This is a genomic window from Streptomyces sp. NPDC052109 (genome assembly GCF_040680195.1).
Taxonomy (GTDB): domain Bacteria; phylum Actinomycetota; class Actinomycetes; order Streptomycetales; family Streptomycetaceae; genus Streptomyces.
In genome coordinates, this window is sequence record NZ_JBFAWF010000001.1 from 113,735 (window position 1) to 130,913 (window position 17,179).

The 17,179-nt window shown below is 72.2% G+C and carries 15 protein-coding genes, 1 tRNA gene, 1 pseudogene and 1 riboswitch; of the genes and pseudogenes, 9 read left to right on the top strand and 8 right to left on the bottom strand.

Going from position 1 to position 17,179, the window contains the following annotated elements; translation table 11 throughout:
- Positions 1–644: 644 nt before the first annotated feature.
- A complete protein-coding gene (locus AB0L59_RS00555) occupies positions 645–3,497 on the top strand; it encodes a transglycosylase domain-containing protein (RefSeq protein ID WP_365579440.1) in 2,853 nt (950 codons plus the stop codon).
- A gap of 29 nt (positions 3,498–3,526) precedes the next feature.
- On the opposite strand, the gene AB0L59_RS00560 is transcribed toward AB0L59_RS00555, so the two are convergent.
- From AB0L59_RS00560 to AB0L59_RS00570, 3 genes are all read right to left on the bottom strand, one after another.
- Positions 3,527–3,847: a multidrug efflux SMR transporter gene (locus tag AB0L59_RS00560; protein ID WP_365577696.1), complete on the bottom strand. Its 321-nt coding sequence runs from the start codon at positions 3,845–3,847 to the stop codon at positions 3,527–3,529.
- A 37-nt stretch (positions 3,848–3,884) separates the two neighbouring features.
- Positions 3,885–3,954, bottom strand: a riboswitch (guanidine-III (ykkC-III) riboswitch).
- Between the two features lie 66 nt (positions 3,955–4,020).
- On the bottom strand, positions 4,021–4,380 hold the full coding sequence (locus tag AB0L59_RS00565) for a co-chaperone GroES (RefSeq protein WP_031159553.1): 360 nt from the start codon (positions 4,378–4,380) through the stop codon (positions 4,021–4,023).
- A gap of 43 nt (positions 4,381–4,423) precedes the next feature.
- On the bottom strand, positions 4,424–4,753 hold the full coding sequence (locus AB0L59_RS00570) for a DUF3618 domain-containing protein (protein ID WP_365577698.1): 330 nt from the start codon (positions 4,751–4,753) through the stop codon (positions 4,424–4,426).
- A gap of 93 nt (positions 4,754–4,846) precedes the next feature.
- On the opposite strand from AB0L59_RS00570, the gene bcp reads away from it, so the two are divergent.
- Together bcp and AB0L59_RS00580 are read left to right on the top strand one after the other, a co-directional pair.
- Positions 4,847–5,314: a thioredoxin-dependent thiol peroxidase gene (bcp, locus tag AB0L59_RS00575; RefSeq protein ID WP_365577700.1), complete on the top strand. Its 468-nt coding sequence runs from the start codon at positions 4,847–4,849 to the stop codon at positions 5,312–5,314.
- 158 nt (positions 5,315–5,472) lie between these two features.
- A tRNA-Leu gene (locus AB0L59_RS00580) sits at positions 5,473–5,545 on the top strand.
- Between the two features lie 55 nt (positions 5,546–5,600).
- Here the strand turns inward: AB0L59_RS00580 and rdgB are convergent.
- Together rdgB and AB0L59_RS00590 are read right to left on the bottom strand one after the other, a co-directional pair.
- Positions 5,601–6,203: an RdgB/HAM1 family non-canonical purine NTP pyrophosphatase gene (gene rdgB / locus AB0L59_RS00585; RefSeq protein WP_365577702.1), complete on the bottom strand. Its 603-nt coding sequence runs from the start codon at positions 6,201–6,203 to the stop codon at positions 5,601–5,603.
- A gap of 84 nt (positions 6,204–6,287) precedes the next feature.
- Positions 6,288–7,622, bottom strand: a complete 1,335-nt coding sequence (locus tag AB0L59_RS00590) for an SGNH/GDSL hydrolase family protein (RefSeq protein ID WP_365577704.1) — start codon at positions 7,620–7,622, stop codon at positions 6,288–6,290.
- A gap of 205 nt (positions 7,623–7,827) precedes the next feature.
- Here AB0L59_RS00590 and AB0L59_RS00595 point away from each other — a divergent pair, with 205 nt between their 5' ends.
- On the top strand, positions 7,828–9,144 hold the full coding sequence (locus tag AB0L59_RS00595; RefSeq protein ID WP_365579442.1) for a DUF445 domain-containing protein: 1,317 nt from the start codon (positions 7,828–7,830) through the stop codon (positions 9,142–9,144).
- Between the two features lie 73 nt (positions 9,145–9,217).
- Entirely contained in the window at positions 9,218–10,774 is a 1,557-nt protein-coding gene (locus AB0L59_RS00600; protein WP_365577706.1) for an MFS transporter, read from the top strand.
- 28 nt (positions 10,775–10,802) lie between these two features.
- Here the strand turns inward: AB0L59_RS00600 and AB0L59_RS00605 are convergent, their stop codons facing one another.
- Positions 10,803–11,246, bottom strand: a complete 444-nt coding sequence (locus tag AB0L59_RS00605) for a hypothetical protein (protein WP_365577708.1) — start codon at positions 11,244–11,246, stop codon at positions 10,803–10,805.
- A 152-nt stretch (positions 11,247–11,398) separates the two neighbouring features.
- Between AB0L59_RS00605 and AB0L59_RS00610 the strand changes: the two genes are divergently transcribed.
- On the top strand, positions 11,399–12,403 hold the full coding sequence (locus tag AB0L59_RS00610; RefSeq protein WP_365577710.1) for a helix-turn-helix domain-containing protein: 1,005 nt from the start codon (positions 11,399–11,401) through the stop codon (positions 12,401–12,403).
- A gap of 44 nt (positions 12,404–12,447) precedes the next feature.
- Positions 12,448–12,666 (top strand): annotated as a pseudogene (locus tag AB0L59_RS00615) (helix-turn-helix transcriptional regulator); the annotation flags it as partial.
- Between the two features lie 393 nt (positions 12,667–13,059).
- Here the strand turns inward: AB0L59_RS00615 and AB0L59_RS00620 are convergent.
- The gene (locus tag AB0L59_RS00620; protein WP_365577712.1) at positions 13,060–13,362 is read right to left on the bottom strand and encodes a hypothetical protein; all 303 of its coding nucleotides are present in this window, start codon (positions 13,360–13,362) and stop codon (positions 13,060–13,062) included.
- Between the two features lie 167 nt (positions 13,363–13,529).
- Between AB0L59_RS00620 and AB0L59_RS00625 the strand changes: the two genes are divergently transcribed.
- Both AB0L59_RS00625 and AB0L59_RS00630 read left to right on the top strand, forming a co-directional pair.
- Positions 13,530–13,955, top strand: coding sequence for an Hsp20/alpha crystallin family protein (locus AB0L59_RS00625; protein ID WP_365577714.1), 426 nt, complete (start codon positions 13,530–13,532; stop codon positions 13,953–13,955).
- A 238-nt stretch (positions 13,956–14,193) separates the two neighbouring features.
- Positions 14,194–14,664, top strand: a complete 471-nt coding sequence (locus tag AB0L59_RS00630; protein WP_365577716.1) for a DUF2267 domain-containing protein — start codon at positions 14,194–14,196, stop codon at positions 14,662–14,664.
- Between the two features lie 45 nt (positions 14,665–14,709).
- Here AB0L59_RS00630 and AB0L59_RS00635 read toward each other — a convergent pair whose 3' ends face one another.
- Positions 14,710–17,175, bottom strand: a complete 2,466-nt coding sequence (locus AB0L59_RS00635; protein WP_365577718.1) for a SpoIIE family protein phosphatase — start codon at positions 17,173–17,175, stop codon at positions 14,710–14,712.
- Between the last annotated feature and the right edge of the window lie 4 nt (positions 17,176–17,179).

A 17,179-nucleotide genomic window follows, 5' to 3' on the forward strand; every position in this document is an offset into this window, starting at 1 on the left:
GCGTGCCGCCGAGAGAGCCGCTGCAGGCTGAAGGGCCCGGTGACCCCGGGGGCCGTGACGAGACGGCACCCGGCGCGGTCGGGGAGACCGACAGCCCGGCACAGCCCGAGGGCACCGGCCGCCGGGCCGGGTCCGGGGAGACGCCCGAGCCGACGGCACAGCCGGCCCCGCCCGCGAGGACCGGACGGGCCGAGGGGGCCGAGCAGAGCGGGCGGACCCGGGAGGCCGGCCTCGGCCGAACGGGTGACCGTGGGGGGTCCGAGGACCCCTCGGCCCCGGAGCGGACGGCCTCCATGGCACGGGCCCGCCAGGCGGCCCGCGACGGCCGGTCGGACCAGCAGGCCCCGACCGCGTCGGGCGCCGGCACGGCCGCCGACACGACGTCCGGTGAGGCGTCGGGCTCCGGTGGGGGTTCGGCGGCTCGGGGCACGGGCTCCGGTGCGGCCCGCGACGGCCGGTCGGACCGGCAGGCGCCGACCGCGCCGGAGGCTCAGGAGGGCTCGGCGTCCGGTGCCGCGGCCGGTTCCGGCGCGTCCGCGCCGGCCCGGGGTGCCGGCGTGACCGGTCAGCGGCGAGGCGGCTCCGGCCAGCCGCAGGCGCCCGGGGCCGAGTCCGAACAGGCGCCGTCGGCCGAGAGTACGCAGGTGCTCCGGCGGGTCACGCCGCCCCGGGAGTCCCAGGAGAACCAGTCCCGCACGGCGGCCGAGGCCGCCCCCGGTGCCGGTGAGCCGCAGGCGCCCGAGACCACCCAGGTCCTCCGACGGGTCAACGCACCCCGGGCGCCCGAGCAGGGTGACCCCGGCAGGACGGCCGCCGCCTCTCCGGCCGGCGAGCCGAACGCCACCGGCCGCACCCCTCGTACCACCGGCCCCGACACCGTCCCCCGCGCCGCGCGCCCGGGCGGCGCGAACCGCGCGCCCGGAGCGGCCGGAGCGATCGGCGCCGCCGGAGCCGCAGCCGCGGGCGCGGCCGGCCAGGCATCCCAGGCGGGCCCCGCGGGCGCGGCCGGAGCCGCCACCCGCGGCCCCCGCACCACCACCAACTCCAGCGCCGACGCCCGCACCTCCACCGACGAGGACACCACCCTCCCCGCCACCCCCGGCGACGGTCAGCCCGCCGGAGGCGACGGCGGCAAGGGCAAGAAGTCCAAGCGGCCCAAGCGGACCGGGTGGCGACGGATCATCCCCACCTGGCGCATGGTGCTCGGCACCTTCGTCATCGGCGTCCTTGTGCTCGTCGGCCTCTTCGTCCTCGGCTACTCCCTGGTCAAGATCCCGCCGGCCAACGCCCTGGCCACCAAGCAGGCCAACGTCTACCTCTACGCGGACGGCTCCCAGATCGCCCGCGACACACGCGACAGCCAGATCAACCGCGAGAACGTCGGCCTCGCCCAGGTCTCCAAGGACGCCCAGCACGCCGTACTGGCCGCCGAAGACCGCGACTTCTACACCGAGTCGGCCATCGACCCCAAGGCGATGCTGCGCGCGGCCTGGAACACCGCGACCGGCAAGGGCACGCAGTCCGGCTCGACGATCACCCAGCAGTACGTGAAGAACTACTACCTGGGCCAGGAGCAGACGCTCACCCGCAAGGCCAAGGAGTTCTTCATCTCGATCAAGCTGGACCGCAGCAAGTCCAAGGACGAGATCCTCGAGGGCTACCTCAACACCAGCTTCTTCGGCCGCAACGCCTACGGCATCCAGGCCGCCGCCCAGGCCTATTACGGCATGAACGCCGAGGACCTCGACCCGGCCCGCGCCGCCTACCTCGCCGCGCTCGTCAACGCGCCCAGCGAGTACGACGTCGTCGCCCACCCCGAGAACAAGGCCGCGGCCGTCGCCCGCTGGAACTACGTCCTGGACGGCATGGTCAAGAAGGGCTGGCTCAGCCAGTCCAAGCGCGCCGGCATGAAGTTCCCCATGCCGAAGGAGCAGACGCTCTCCACCGGCATGTCCGGCCAGCGCGGCTACCTCGTCGAGGCGGTCAAGCACTACCTGACCACCAACAACATCCTCACCGACGACCAGCTCGCGGCCGGCGGCTACCGCATCACCACCACCATCCAGAAGAGCAGGCAGGACGCCTTCGTCAAGGCGGTCGACGACCAGCTGATCTCCAAGCTGGACAAGAAGAACAACAAGGTCGACACCTACGTCCGCGCCGGTGGCGCCTCCGTCGACCCGAAGACCGGCAAGGTCGTCGCGATGTACGGCGGCATCGACTACGTGAAGCAGTACACGAACGGCGCGACCCGCGGTGACTTCCAGGTCGGCTCCACCTTCAAGCCGTTCGTGTTCACTTCGGCGGTGCAGAACGGCTCGACCACCCAGGACGGCCGCCAGATCACGCCGAACACCATGTACGACGGCACCAACAAGCGGCCCGTCGAGGGCTGGAACGGCACGCCGTACGCCCCGGAGAACGAGGACGAGAAGTCGTACGGACAGATCACCGTCACCAAGGCGACGGACCTGTCGGTGAACGCCGTCTACGCGCAGATGGCCGCCGACGTCGGCCCGTCCAAGGTCAAGCAGACGGCGATCGACCTCGGCGTCCCGTCCGACACCCCGGACCTGTACCCGTCCCCGTCCATCGCCCTCGGCACCGCCACCGCCAGTGTGCTGGACATGGCCGAGTCCTACGCGACGCTCGCCAACCACGGCCGGCACGGCACGTACACCCTGGTGGAGAAGGTCACCAAGGAGGGCACCGAGGACGTCAAGCTGCCCGACCAGCCGGTCAAGCAGGCCGTCAGCCAGGAGGCCGCCGACACCACGACGTCCATCCTGCGGAGCGTGGTCGACAACGGCACCGCCACCGCCGCGCAGGCAGCGGGCCGCCCGGCGGCCGGCAAGACCGGTACCGCCGAGAACGACACCGCCGCCTGGTTCGCCGGTTACACCCCGGACCTGGCCACGGTGGTCTCGGTCATGGGCCAGGACCCGGTGACGGCCAAGCACATGCCGCTGTACGGCGCCCTCGGCCAGCCGCGTATCAACGGCGGCGGCGCGCCGACCCAGATCTGGGCCGAGTACACGGCGGCCGCGCTGAAGAACAAGCCGGCCTCCGACTTCGATCTCCAGCTGGAGCAGGGCGCCGACCAGCCGCAGGCCCCGAGCGCCAGCGACTCGGCCCAGCCCGGCACGACCGGTGCCCAGAACAACGGCGGTACGACGACCACCGACGGCGGCCAGGGCACCGCCGGTACGACCGCCAGCCCGACCGGCGGCAACACCACCGGCACGCCGACGAACGGCGGTGCGGCCACCGGCGGCGGCACGAACACCACCGGCGGCAACACGACCGGCGGCAACACGAACACCACCGGCGGCGACGCCACGGGCGGCGGCACGAACACCACCGGCGGGGACACCACCGGCGGCGGCACGACCGACGGCGGGACCGGCGGGGGCGGCACGGCCACCGGTGGCGGAGCCGACGGCGGCGGTACGACCGGCACGGCCGCCGGGGCCGGAGGCGGCGACCCGGGGATCTGACGCGAGAGTGACCGTCCCCGGGTGACGCCTCAGTGACCGCTGGTCGCCTTCAGCCCCAGCACGGCGACCAGCAACAGGCACACGAAGAAGATCCGGGCGGCGGTGACCGGCTCACCGAGCACCACCATGCCGAGCACCGCCGCCCCGGCCGCCCCGATGCCCACCCACACGCCGTAGGCGGTACCGATGGGCAGGGACTTGGCTGCGTACGACAGCAGGACCATGCTGGCGGCGATCCCGGCACCGGTGAACAGACTGGGCACCAGCCGGGTGAAACCCTCGCTGTACTTCATCCCGATCGACCAGCCCACCTCCAGCAGACCGGCGACGATCAGCAGAACCCAGGCCACGACGGACACCTCCGAGACGAACGGCGACTCTTCCTCCGGTGCGTCGTCTTTGCCTGCATCCCGGTACGGCGCGTCTCGTCGGGCTCGCTTTCCGAACATAGCAAAGGCAGCGCGAAGGGGCCGGTGACTCTCGTCACCGGCCCCTCGCCCTGCCGATCTACTCGCTGACCCGCTTACAGGTACAGGCCTGTGGAGTCCTCGGACCCCTCGAAGCGGTCCGCGGCCACGGCGTGCAGATCCCGCTCGCGCATGAGCACGTACGCCACACCCCGCACCTCGACCTCGGCCCGGTCCTCCGGATCGAACAGGACCCGGTCACCCGGCTCCACCGTCCGCACGTTCTGCCCGACCGCGACGACCTCGGCCCAGGCCAGCCGCCGTCCGACCGCCGCCGTGGCGGGAATCAGAATGCCGCCCCCCGACCGCCGCTCGCCCTCACCGGTCTCCTGCTTGACCAGAACCCGGTCGTGCAGCATCCGGATGGGGAGCTTGTCGTGATGGGGGGTGCTGTGCTGGTTTCTGTTGGCGCTCACGCCTCGAACCTACCTGTCCTCGACCCGCCCGGACGCGCCCGGGTCAGCCCTTGCGCCGCCGGGAGCCCACGGTGAGCAGCCCGACGACTCCGACGGCGAGCAGCGCGACCGGCACGACCCGCTCCAACCGCAGTCCGCCCTCCTCGTCGACGAACTGCGCCCGCACCTCACTGACCACCCGGTTGACCTGCACGTACGCCCGGCCGGCCGTGTGATCGATATGGGCGACGACCTTGGCCTTCGCATCCCCGATGATCGTCTGCGGATGCACCCGCACTCCGATCTCGTCGAGCGTCTCGGCCAGCACCTCGCGGCGGCGCTTGATGTCCGCCTCGATCTGCGCCGGGGTTCTCGTGTCCGACGTCTCCGCCACCGTACGGCCTCCGAAGTCTCCTGATGCTGTTCCGAACAGTCTGTCAGCTTCTCCTCACGGCGCACCGCAAGGCCCCCCGGTTACGCTGGCCCGATGAGCGAGCGACTCCAGCCGGGGGATGTGGCCCCCGCCTTCACCCTCCCGGATGCCGACGGCAACGAGGTGTCCCTTTCCTCCCACAAGGGCCGCAAGGTCATCGTCTACTTCTACCCGGCCGCCCTGACCCCCGGCTGCACCAAGCAGGCCTGTGACTTCACGGACAACCTGGACCTCCTGGCCGGCGCCGGCTACGACGTCATCGGCATCAGTCCCGACGCCCCGGAGAAGCTGGCCAGTTTCCGCGAGAAGGAGTCCCTGAAGGTCACGCTCCTCGCCGACCCCGACAAGAAGGTCACCGAGGCCTACGGCGCCTTCGGCGAGAAGAAGAACTACGGCAAGACGTACATGGGCGTCATCCGCTCCACGATCGTCGTGGACGAGGACGGCAAGGTCGAACGCGCCCTCTACAACGTCCGAGCCACCGGCCACGTGGCAAAGATCATCAAGGATCTGGGTATCTGAGGACCCGGGTCCTCAGTGGCGGCTCGCACCGGGGCGACCTGGTGCGAGCCGCCTTCTCTTTTCCCGTACGGGACTGCCCGGCAACCGGTCCGTCACTCCGTGGTGCGGAGGGGGCGGACGTCGAACGGCCTCGCACAGTAAAGTAGGGCGCGGCTCACGCGCCCGTACGCCAACGGCCGAGCGGCGATCTTTAGGTGGTCGTGTTTGTCGGTTCGAATCCGACCGGGCGCACAGGCAGAAACGGCCCCGCACCTTGGATTCAAAGGTGTGGGGCCGCTCCGCGAGCTCAGCCCAGCAGCTCCCGCACCACCGGCACCAGCGCCCGGAACGCCTTCCCCCGGTGGCTGATCGCGTTCTTCTCCTCGGGGCTCAGCTCGGCGCAGGTCCGCGTCTCGCCCTCGGGCTGGAGGACGGGGTCGTAGCCGAAGCCGTTCGTGCCGGCGGGCGCGTGCCGCAGGGTGCCGCGCAGCTGCCCCTCCACCACCCGCTCCGTGCCGTCCGGCAGGGCCAGCGCGGCGGCGCAGGCGAAGTGGGCGCCGCGGTGTTCCTCCGCGATGTCGGCGATCTGGGCCAGCAGGAGGTCCAGATTGGCCTTGTCGTCGCCGTGGCGGCCGGCCCAGCGCGCGGAGAAGATACCGGGCGCGCCGTTCAGGACGTCGACGCACAGGCCCGAGTCGTCGGCGACCGCGGGCAGGCCGGTGGCCTGGGCGAGGGCGTGGGCCTTGAGCAGGGCGTTCTCGGCGAAGGTGACGCCCGTCTCCTTGACGTCGGGGATGTCGGGGTAGGCGTCGGCGCCGATCAGCTCGTGGGGGAGGCCGGCGTCGGCCAGGATGGCCCTCAGCTCGGTGATCTTTCCGGCGTTGCGGGTGGCGAGGATCAAGCGGGTCATGCCCGCCAGTATTCCCCGCCCCGCGTCCACGGCTCCGCCTGGCCCGCGCCCGACTCCGGCCGGGCGCGCTCCGCCGCGTCGCAGCTACAGCTCCGCCTGGCCCGCGCCCTTGAGCATGCTCAGGTCGAAGGTCTTGCCCATCCTGCCGAAACCCAGGTCGCTGGGGTGCAGATGGTCGCCGGAGTCGTAGTCGAGGCGCAGCCGGCGCGGGTCGTAGGGGTCGCGCAGTGCCCTGTCGAAGTCGACGACCGCGTCGTACACCCGGCCCGCCCGGATCTCCGCGTTGACCTGCTGTCGTACCGCCTCGCGGGCCGCCGTCCAGCCGCGGTGGCCCTGGAAGGGCATCAGCGTGGCGCCGACGGCCTTCAGGCCGTGGGCGTGGGCCTCGCGGACCAGGGTGCGCAGGCCGGTGATGATCCCGTTGGGGTCGGCGAGTTTCGGGTTGCGCAGGATGTCGTTGATGCCGAGGTCGATGACGACGACCCTGACGTTCGGGTGGGAGAGGGCGTCGCGGCCGAAGCGGCCGAGGCCGCTCTGGTTCTCGGCGGGCCGGCCGAGCCCGTCGGCGAGGACCTGGTTGCCGCTGATGCCCTCGTTGACGACGCTGTAGCGCGGCACCTGCCGGCCGCCCTCGATCGCGGTGCGCAGCCGGCCCGAGAGGATGTCGGGCCAGCGGTGGTCGGCGCCGGTGGTGGAGGTGATGCCGTCGGTGATGGAGTCACCGAAGGCGACGACCGTGCCGTCGGCCTCGTTGCTGAGGACGTCCAGGGAGGTCACGTAGCGCCAGTACGGCGTCTGCTGGGTGTACGGGCTGCCGCTCACGTCCTCGGTCGCGTCGCCGGCGGCGACGTAGGAGATCTGCTGCGCGTGCGGGTGGTAGGTGACCGGGCCGGACGGGGTGGGGGAGTAGGTGGTGACCAGGACGTCGCTGTCGTGCGGGACGGCGAGGCGTACGGCGTCGCTGGCGACCTGCTCGCCGGCCGGGACGACCACGCCGGTGGCGCCGTTGAAGGTGAGGCGGCGCATCGAGTCCGGGTCGGCCGTGGCGGTGCCGTCGCCCGCGGAGAGCGCGATCGAGGCGTGCGTGATGGTCAGCGGCGCCTGGCCGTAGAGGTTGGACAGCGTGATCCGGGCACTCGTCCCGCCCACGCTCGTGTGGACGACGTTGCGCACCGAGCGGCCCGCGAGCCCCCGCGTCTCGGTGCCGGGCTCGCCGCCGACCGGGGAGGCGGACCAGGCGCCGACCCAGGTGCCGGCCGAGACGGGGGCGGCGGAGGAGCCGTGGTGCGGGCGGTCGACGGTGAGGGCATCGCGCGAGGTGCCGTCGTCGGCCGTCACGGTGAGGTAGATGGCGGCGGACACGGCCATGACGAGGGCGACGAGCGCACTCAGTACCGCATAACCATGACGCTTGGTCACGCTTGTGTTGTTCTCCTAGGGATGGGAGCCCGAGGCTCCGATCTTGATGAGCCCATGATGCGTCATGGGCCGGGGAGAGCTGTCAGGACCCTGCCCAAACCCCCGTTCGGACAGACGCCGGGAACTCTTGTTCCGTTCCGGGAGTCGGTCAGGAAGGGACAATTGTGTGCGGGATCACCGTGGGTACACCGAACGGGTGGAGCTGATGGAACCGACCGAGACGGAAGCGGCGCCGGCGCGGAGCGTGTCGTACAAGACCATGACGGCCTTCACCCCGGCCGACGAGGAGCGCCGGCGTGGCGTGCGGCGCATGAAGCTCACGGCGACGGCCCTGCTGCTGTTGGTGGCCGTGGTCTACGTCCTGGCCAAGGTGGCCTCGCACGAGGGCGCCGGACCGTGGGCCGCCTATGTCGCCGCGGCCGCCGAGGCCGGCATGGTGGGCGCGCTCGCCGACTGGTTCGCCGTCACCGCGCTCTTCCGGCACCCCCTCGGGCTGCCCATCCCGCACACCGCGATCATCCCCACCAAGAAGGACCAGCTGGGCATCTCGCTGGGCGAGTTCGTCGGCGAGAACTTCCTCTCCCGGGACGTCGTGCGGCAGCGGCTGCGCGCGGTCGGCATCGGCAGCCGGTTCGGGGCCTGGCTGGCCGAGCCGGAGCACGCCGACCGGGTGACGGCGGAGCTGGCGACGGCGCTGCGTGGCGCGCTGACGGTGCTGCGGGACTCGGACGTGCAGGCGGTCGTCGGTGAGGCGGTCACCCGGCGGGCCAACGCGCAGGAGATCGCGCCCGGCATCGGCAAGATGCTGGAGAAGGTCGTCGCCGACGGCGGGCACCGGCGGGCGGTGGACCTGGTGGTGGCCCGCGCGCACGACTGGCTGGTGCTGCACCGCGGTGATGTGATGGTCGCCGTGGAGGGCGGCGCGCCCGGCTGGACCCCGAGATTCGTGGACCGCAAGGTCGGCGAGCGGGTCTACAAGGAACTGCTGCGGTTCGTCACCGAGATGCGGGACATGCCCTCCCACCCGGCGCGCGGCGCGCTGGACCGCTTCCTCACGGACTTCGCCTCCGACCTGCAGTCCGACACGGAGACGCGGGCGCGCGTGGAGCGGCTCAAGGGCGAGGTGCTGGGCCGGGGGGAGGTGCAGGAACTGATCGCGTCCGCCTGGACGGCCGTACGGTCCATGATCGTGGCCGCGGCCGAGGACGAGCGCAGCGAGCTGCGGATACGGGTCCGGGCCGCGCTGCTGTCGCTGGGCACGCGGATGGCGACCGAGCAGAAGGTGCAGGACAAGGTCGACAGCTGGGTGGAGGGCGCGGCGGTGCACGTGGTGTCGACGTACCGCAAGGAGATCACTTCGCTGATCACGGACACCGTGGCGGGCTGGGACGCCGAGCACACGACCCGGAAGATCGAGGCGCACATCGGCCGCGACCTGCAGTTCATTCGGATCAACGGCACGGTGGTGGGATCACTGGCGGGGCTGCTGATCTACGCGGTGACACGGACGCTCGGCGCCTGAAACGGCGGGACGCGGGCACCCGTTCTGCCGTCCCTCCCGGTCGGAGGGACGTCCTTCGACGAGGAGGGAGCCCATGGCCGCAGCGCAGTCGCCCGCACCCGAAACCGGCAGGCCCGGTGAGACGGGCCGGACCATCACCACCGACATTCCCGCCCGGCTGGACCGCCTGCCCTGGTCCCGCTGGCACTGGACGATCGTGATCGGCCTGGGGACCGTGTGGATCCTCGACGGCCTGGAGGTCACGGTCGTCGGCAACATCGCCGGCCGCCTGGCCGAACCGGGCAGCGGGGTGTCGATCACCTCGGGCCAGATCACCGGCGTGGCCGCCGCGCTGTATGTCGCGGGCGCCTGCTCGGGCGCCCTCTTCTGGGGCCGCCTGACCGACCGCTTCGGCCGCAAGAACCTCTTCATGATCACCCTGGCGGTGTACCTCGCGGCGACGGCCCTCACGGCCGTCTCCTGGGAGGCCTGGTGGTTCTTCCTGTTCCGCTTCCTGACCGGCTTCGGCATCGGCGGCGAGTACGCGGCGATCAACTCCGCGATCGACGAGCTGATTCCGGCGCGGTACCGCGGCCGGGTCGACCTGATCATCAACGGCAGCTTCTGGCTGGGCGCGGTGGGCGGCTCCCTGCTGTCGATCCTGGCGCTGAACACGGGCCTGCTCCCGAAGGACGTCGGCTGGCGCCTGACGTTCGCCCTAGGCGCGGTCCTCGCCCTGGTCATCCTCCTGGTACGGCGTCACGTCCCGGAGAGCCCCCGCTGGCTGCTGATCCACGGCAGGGACCGGGAGGCGGAGGAGATCGTCTCCGGGATCGAGCGCCAGGTCGAGCAGGAGAAGGGTGAGCGGCTGCCCGAGCCGCAGGGTGACGCGCTGGAGATCCACCAGCGCAAGAGCGTGACGTTCATGGAGATCGCCCGTACGGTCTTCGGCCGCTACCGCCGCCGGGCGGTGCTGGGCTTCTCCCTCTTCATCGGCCAGGCGTTCCTGTACAACGCGATCACCTTCGGCTTCGGCGCGATCCTGACCAAGTTCTTCGACGTGCCCTCGGACCACACGGGCTACTACTTCGCGGTGATCGCGGTCGGCAACTTCTGCGGCCCGCTGCTGCTGGGCCGTCTCTTCGACACGGTGGGCCGCCGGGTGATGATCTCCTCGACGTATCTGCTGTCGGGTGTGCTGCTGTTCGGCACGGCGTGGCTGTTCGACCGGGGTGCACTGAGCGCGGGCACGCTGACGGCCTGCTGGTGCGCGGTGCTCTTCTTCGCCTCGGCGGGAGCCTCCAGCGCGTACCTGACGGTCTCCGAGATCTTCCCGATGGAGACGCGTGCGATGTCCATCGCCTTCTTCTACGCCCTCGGCACGGCGGCCGGCGGCATCAGCGGCCCGCTGCTGTTCGCCGACCTCACGGGCACGGGGAAGGTCGGCGACACGGTCCTGGCGTTCTCGATCGGCGCGGCCCTGATGTGCGTGGCGGGCCTGGTCGCGGCCGCCTTGGCCGTGCGGGCCGAACGCCGCTCCCTGGAGGACATCGCCCGCCCGCTGTCGGCGGTGGCGGCACGGGCCAGGGCGGGGCAGGGCACGCCGGGTGCGCAGGGGCCGTCGGCACCGCCGGCACCGAGCACGCCGTAACGGCGGGGATCGGGTGCGGTCGGGCGCTTCAGGCTCCTGTCGTGGATCCCGGCCGCACGATCATCAGGACGGTCACGGTGGCCCACAGCAGGTTGAAGACGCCGGTGACCATGGCGAGCCGCGCGGGGTTCGGGCCCCGGCCCTCCACCAGTGCGCCCTGGGCGGGCAGCACCAGCGCGGCGAGGACGAGCGCCGCGAGGGCGGTGAGCACGATGGACGCGATCAGCCAGCCGCTCCCGAGCACGCCCATCTCACTCGCGGTGGCGAACCCGAAGACCGGGACGACGACGCCGACGAGGGCGTAGACCCGGCAGATCCGGTGCAGCAGGTTCAGGGTGCCGGTGGCGCCGGGTTCGCCGGGCGCGGCGAGGGCCCGGCGCGCGACGGGCGGGAACATGCCGGCGGCGACGGTCACGGGCCCTACGGCGACGATGGCGGCGAGGACGTGGACGGCGAGGAGGAACTTGGTCACGCGGTGACGGTAGGGGCCGGGCGGATCCGGCAGAAGTGGCGGGACTGCCAGGCGCCGACGGATTCCCGCCAGAGGCACGGGCGACGGTCTCGCTGCCACGCACCTGACGGGAGGCTGTTGGCCGCAATCCGTCGTAGGTCTAAGATCCCGCCATGCACACGGTGGCCGTACTGGCGCTGGACGGCGTCATCCCCTTCGACCTCTCCGCCCCGATCGACACCTTCGGCTGGGCGCGGCTGCCCGACGGCCGGGAGCCGTACCGGGTGCGGGTGTGTTCGGTGCGGGAGGAGGTGAGCGCGGGCGCGTTCACGGTGCGGGCGCCGTACGGCCTCGAGGCGCTGGCCGAGGCGGACACGATCATCCTGCCGGGCGTGGTGGAACCACCGCGGGAGCTGCCGCCGGGCGTGGCGGAGGCACTGCGGGCGGCGGCGGCGAACGGCACCCGCATCGCCTCGATCTGCGTGGGCGCCTTCCTCTTCGCGGCCACGGGCCTGCTGGACGGCCTGCGCGCGACGACGCACTGGCGGGCGGCGGGGGACCTGACGGCGAGGTACCCGAAGGTGACGGTGGACCCGAACGTCCTGTACGTCGACAACGGCCAGTTCCTGACGTCGGCGGGCGCCGCGGCGGCTCTGGACATGTGCCTGCACATGATCCGCCGGGACTTCGGCTCGGCGGTGGCGGCGCACGCGGCGCGCATGTCCGTCATGCCGCTGGAACGGGAGGGCGGCCAGGCCCAGTTCATCGTCCACGACCTGCCTCCGACGCCCTCGGGCGCCACGCTGGAGCCCCTGTTGCACTGGCTGGAGGACCACTGCGACCGCGACATGACGGTGGACGAGGTCGCGGCCCGGGCCGGCATGAGCACCCGCACCCTCAACCGCCGCTTCCGCGAACAGACCGGCACGACGCCGCTGCAGTGGCTGCACCGGGCACGGGTACGGCGGGCCCAACACCTGCTGGAGACGACGGCGTACCCCGTCGAGCGCATCGCGACCCAGACCGGCTTCGGCTCACCGACCGCCTTCCGGGAGCGCTTCCGAAGGGTGGTGGGCACGAGTCCGCAGGCTTATCGGAGGGCTTTTCGGCGAGGTGACGGAAGCGGCGCACGCGTTGCCGCCGGAGCGGGCGCGCAGGACGCCCCCGCCTTCCGCTGACTTTCGGGTACGGCCGGCGCTGCGCCGGCCGTACCCGCGGGGTCGTGGAGCCGCACCGGTGCGGGTCGAGGTTCCCTCAAGCGGCGTCGAGGGCCTCGCAGCCGGTTTTCGGCCGCCGACTCAGGCAACTGAGGACCGAGCGGGGACTGACCCTCGCCGCCCTCGCAGGCGAAGGCATGTCGACCGGCCACCTGTCACGGCTCGAGTCCGGCGCGCGGCAGCCCACCGAGCGGGCCGTGGCACACCTGGCCGCCCAGCTGGGCAGCTCCAGGCTCTTCGACGAAGTGACGTCCCGTCAGGAGCGGGTGAGGCTCGCCATGTTGCACCACAGGGTGCTGCTCATGGAGGGCAAGCGCGAGGAGGCCATCACCGGCCTGCGCGGCCTCGCCGAGCAGGCCCAGGCCGGCGGCAATGGACCTCGCCGCGGAGATCTGGCGGGTGGTCGCCGAATCCCTGACCCAGTGAGGCCCTGCGAGGGTCACGGGGCCCGACCGCTGCCCGGCTGTCGGCCTGGGGGTTCGCCGAGCGGATTCAGCCCGACCCGCCACCGGAAGGTGCCGCCCTGCGCCGGAGTCGGCCCGGTCGGCGTCGGGCGAAGCGCCGGTGCCGGGGGTGGCCCGGGCGGTCGGTGACGGCCGGAGTGCCGGCGTCGGGGGTCAGCCCCGGCGGTCGGCGACGGCCCAGGAGGCGAGGGCGACTGCGCCGGCGACACCGAGGACGGACGGCCAGGCCCCGACCTTCTTGGCGAGCGGGTGGGACGCGGCGAAGGCAGCGACGTACGCGGCGCTCAGCGCGCCCGCGGCCTTCCCGCCGGCCTGCTTGCGCCACTGCTGGACGGCGGCGGCCCCGGCGACGCCCAGCACGGCCCCACCCAGCTGCCGCTTCTTGGTCCAACGGGCGACGCCGTACCCGCCGACGAGTCCGGTGGCGGCGACAACTGCACTGGGAACCCTGGCCACGACTGCCTCCTCTTTCACAGCTCTTTCCATTTGTCTACGGCCGAGGCTAACGCGCGGCCGGCGGACTCGCCTTAGCTGAGTCAGCCCTTGTCAACTTTCCGGCGGCGGGCTATATAAGAAGGCGTAGGGCATCGCATTCCAGCACCTGAGGAGAGGAGTGACCTGTGATGCTCATGCGCACGGACCCCTTCCGTGAGTTCGACCGCCTCACGCAACAGCTCTTCGGAGACACCGCGCGCCCGGCCGCGATGCCGATGGACGCCTACCGCGCAGGGGACGACTTCCTGGTCCACTTCGACCTGCCCGGCATCGACCCCGAAACGATCGAGCTGGACGTCGAGCGCAACGTCCTCAACGTCCGCGCCGAGCGCCGGAACCCGGCCCCCGACGATGCGGAGATCCTCGTGGCGGAGCGACCCACGGGCACCTTCACCCGTCAGCTGTTCCTCGGCGACACCCTCGACACGGACCGCATCGACGCGTCGTACGAGGCCGGCGTCCTGACCCTGCGCATCCCGGTGGCCGAACAGGCCAAGCCGCGGCGCATCCAGATCGCGGGCGGCGACGCCGGCCGCAAGCAGCTCAGTACCTGACGCCCCCCTGCCGGCCGGCTGGGGAAGCGCGCGTCCCGGGCGCCGGGCGGGCCCGGGACGCGACCGCCTCGCAACGGCAGGACCACATCCCTCCATTGCCGCGTATACGACACATTGCCCGAACTCCCTCTCATAGGCACCGCATTACGGGGTACCGGGATGCCGGTCCCTCGACGCGTCGAAGTGCCCGACGTGCCGAAGTGCCGAAATGAAGCGCCCCGGAGGAGGAGCCACCCCTGTGACTGTGACGACCCCGCACCCGAGAACGACCATCCCCACGCCGCCCCCTCTGGCCCGTGACACCGACACCGCTCGCTGGGCCGAACTGACCGAGGCGGTACGCGAGGAGGGCCAGTACCCGACGAGGGCGGAGGCGGAACGCGTGACCCGCGTCGTCCTCTCGGCCCTCGGCGGCCACGTGACCGGCGACGAACGCGTAGCCCTGGCCCAGGCCCTCCCCCGAGAGGCGGCCCGAGTGATCGCCTCCCAGATCCCGGCCACCCACCCCCTGACCGCGAGGGAGTTCGTGGAGTCGGTGGCCACCCGCATCGAGGGCTCGACGCCCGCCACGGCCCGCTGGGACGTCAGCTCGGTCCTCAGCGTGCTGGCGGACTGGGCGGGCGCACCCCTGACCACCCGCCTCCTCACCCAACTCCCCACGGGCTACGCCCTCCTCTTCGGCCGGGCGGACCTGGCCGCGACGACGTGAGGCATCCGACCGCGGGCGCCGCCTCGTTCGCATGTCCTCCCGAATTCAGAGCGAGGGTGTCAGTTCCTGTTCGGCCCAGACGATCTTGCCGCTGGTCGTGTAGCGGGTGCCTCGTCGGTGGGACAGCTGTGCGACGAGGAACAGTCCTCGACCGCCCTCGTCGGTGAGCCGGGCATGGCGCAGGCGCGGGACGGTGTCGTTGGCGTCGGAGACCTCGCAGACCAGCACGTGGTGGCGGATCAGACGCAAGGTGATCGGGCCGCTGCCGTACCGGACGGCGTTGGTGACCAGTTCGCTGACGATCAGTTCGGTGGTGGGCGCCAGGTGTGCCAGCCCCCACTCGGCCAGCCGGCCGGCGGCCGACGCGCGGGCGTGCCCGACGACGGCCGGATCAGGCGGCAACTCCCACACGGCGACCTGGGTCGGGCTGAGGGCGCGGGTCCGGGCCAGGAGCAGCGTCGCGTCGTCGGACGGTGCCCGGGCCGGCACGGTGTCGACCACGGCCGAGCAGAGCTCTTCCAGGGGGCGGTCCGGCTGTGCCAGCGCCGCGCCCAGGCGCTGCATCCCCGCCTCGATGTCCCCGTCCCTCGTCTCGATCAGTCCGTCGGTGTAGAAGGCGAGGACGCAGCCCTCGGGCAGGTCCAACTCCACGGCCTCGAATGAGGCCGCCATGCCGATGCCGAGCGGCAGGCCGGGGGGCAGGTCGGGGAAGGCGACCCGGCCGTCGGGCGAGATGATCGCGGGCGGGGGATGCCCGGCCCGTGCCATCGCGCAGTGCCGGCTGACCGGGTCGTAGACGGCGTACAGGCATGTGGCACCCATGACCGCGACGGACCCCTCCGTGGCTTCGAGGTCTTCCTCGGCGAGGCGGGAGATCGTGTCGTCGAGCTGGTCCAGCAGTTCCTCGGGAGGCAGGTCCATGGCCGCGAGCGTGTGCACCGCCGTGCGGAGCCTGCCCATGGTCGCCGCGGCGTTGATGCCGTGTCCGACCACGTCGCCCACGACCAGTGCCACCCGGGCGCCGGACAGTGGGATGACGTCGAACCAGTCACCTCCCACGCCGTCCTCCGTGTCCGCGGGGAGGTAGCGGGACGCCACCTCGACGGCGGCCCCGCCGGTGAGGCGGCGCGGCAGCAGGTTCCGCTGCAACGCGAAGGCCGCGGCGCGTTCGCGCACGTACCGGCGGGCGTTGTCCAGGGACAGCGCGGCACGGGCGACGAGCTCCTCGGCGAAGAGCAGATCGTCCGCTTCGAACGGCGCGGGATCGGCGGTGCGGACGAAGACCGCCACCCCCAGCACCGCCCCGCGCGCGTGAATCGGCACGATCATCAAGGAATGCATCCCGTGCCGGCGGATCTTCTCCGCCCGGCCCGGGTCCTGGTCGAGCCATGTGCCGGGAGAGGTGTCCAGCACCGGCTCCAGGTGTGCTCTGCCGGAGGTCAGGACATCGGTGAAGGGCGAGGGCGCGGGGACGAAGACCGGCTCACCGCGGGGCCAGAGGGACTCCGGCGCCCCTTCGTGGATCGACGCCACCCCCGCTCGGCGGAAGACCGGTATGCGGCCGCTCATCGCGCCGAGCCGGGCGAGCGACTCCTCGCCCAGCGGTACCGACTCCGCCAGGTCGACGGTGACGTAGTCCGCGAAGCGCGGCACGGCGAAGTCGGCGAGTTCCTGCCCGGTCCGCATCACGTCCAGGGTGCTGCCGATCCGCGTGCCGGCCTCGCTGAGAATGGCGAGCCGCTCACGCGCCCGCTCGCGGTCCGTCACGTCGACGACCATGGCGCACACGCCCAGCGCGCGGCCTTCCCTGTCGTCGAGGCGGAAGAAGGAGACCGAGAACGCGAGCTCCCGCCTCGGCGCCGCCGGCAGGCTCAGCCGGTATTCGTGGTCGACCCTCGGCGTGCCGCTTTCCAGGACCCGCCGCATCACCGCCTCGGCCGCTTCGGCGTCGTACCCCGGCAGCACCTCCGTGAGGCGTCGGCCCAGCCGCTGCTCGCGAGGGATGCCGTCCTGGAGCGCCAGGGCGTCGTTCACCCAGGTGCAGCGCAACTCCGGGTCCCGGACGGCGATGCCGACCGGCGCACTGGACAGGAGAGAGTCCAGCCCCAGTCCGTTCACCGGAGAGGAGGAGATGTCGGCCATGCCGGTCGCGGAGACGAGCCAGCGGGTCCCCCCACCCTGCCCCGCCAGCGGGGCGACCCGCAGATTCACCTCCAGTCGGCCGCCGTCGCGGTGGCGAAGACAGACCAGGCCGGACCAGCCGCCCTCGATACGGCACCGCTCCGCGTACGCCGGTGCCTTCGCGCTCTCCTCAGGTGCCGCCAGCACCTCCAGGGCGGAGCGGCCGATCACGTCGGCGGTGGAGAAGCCGGTGAGTCCCTGAGCAGCCTGCGTCCAGCCGACCACCGTCCCTCTCCCGTCGAGCACCGCGACGGCAGAGCCGATCATCCGCCCGGCGGACCGCCCCGCCTCCCGCACGGCCATGGGAACCATCTGGTCACCTGTGGGCATCGCG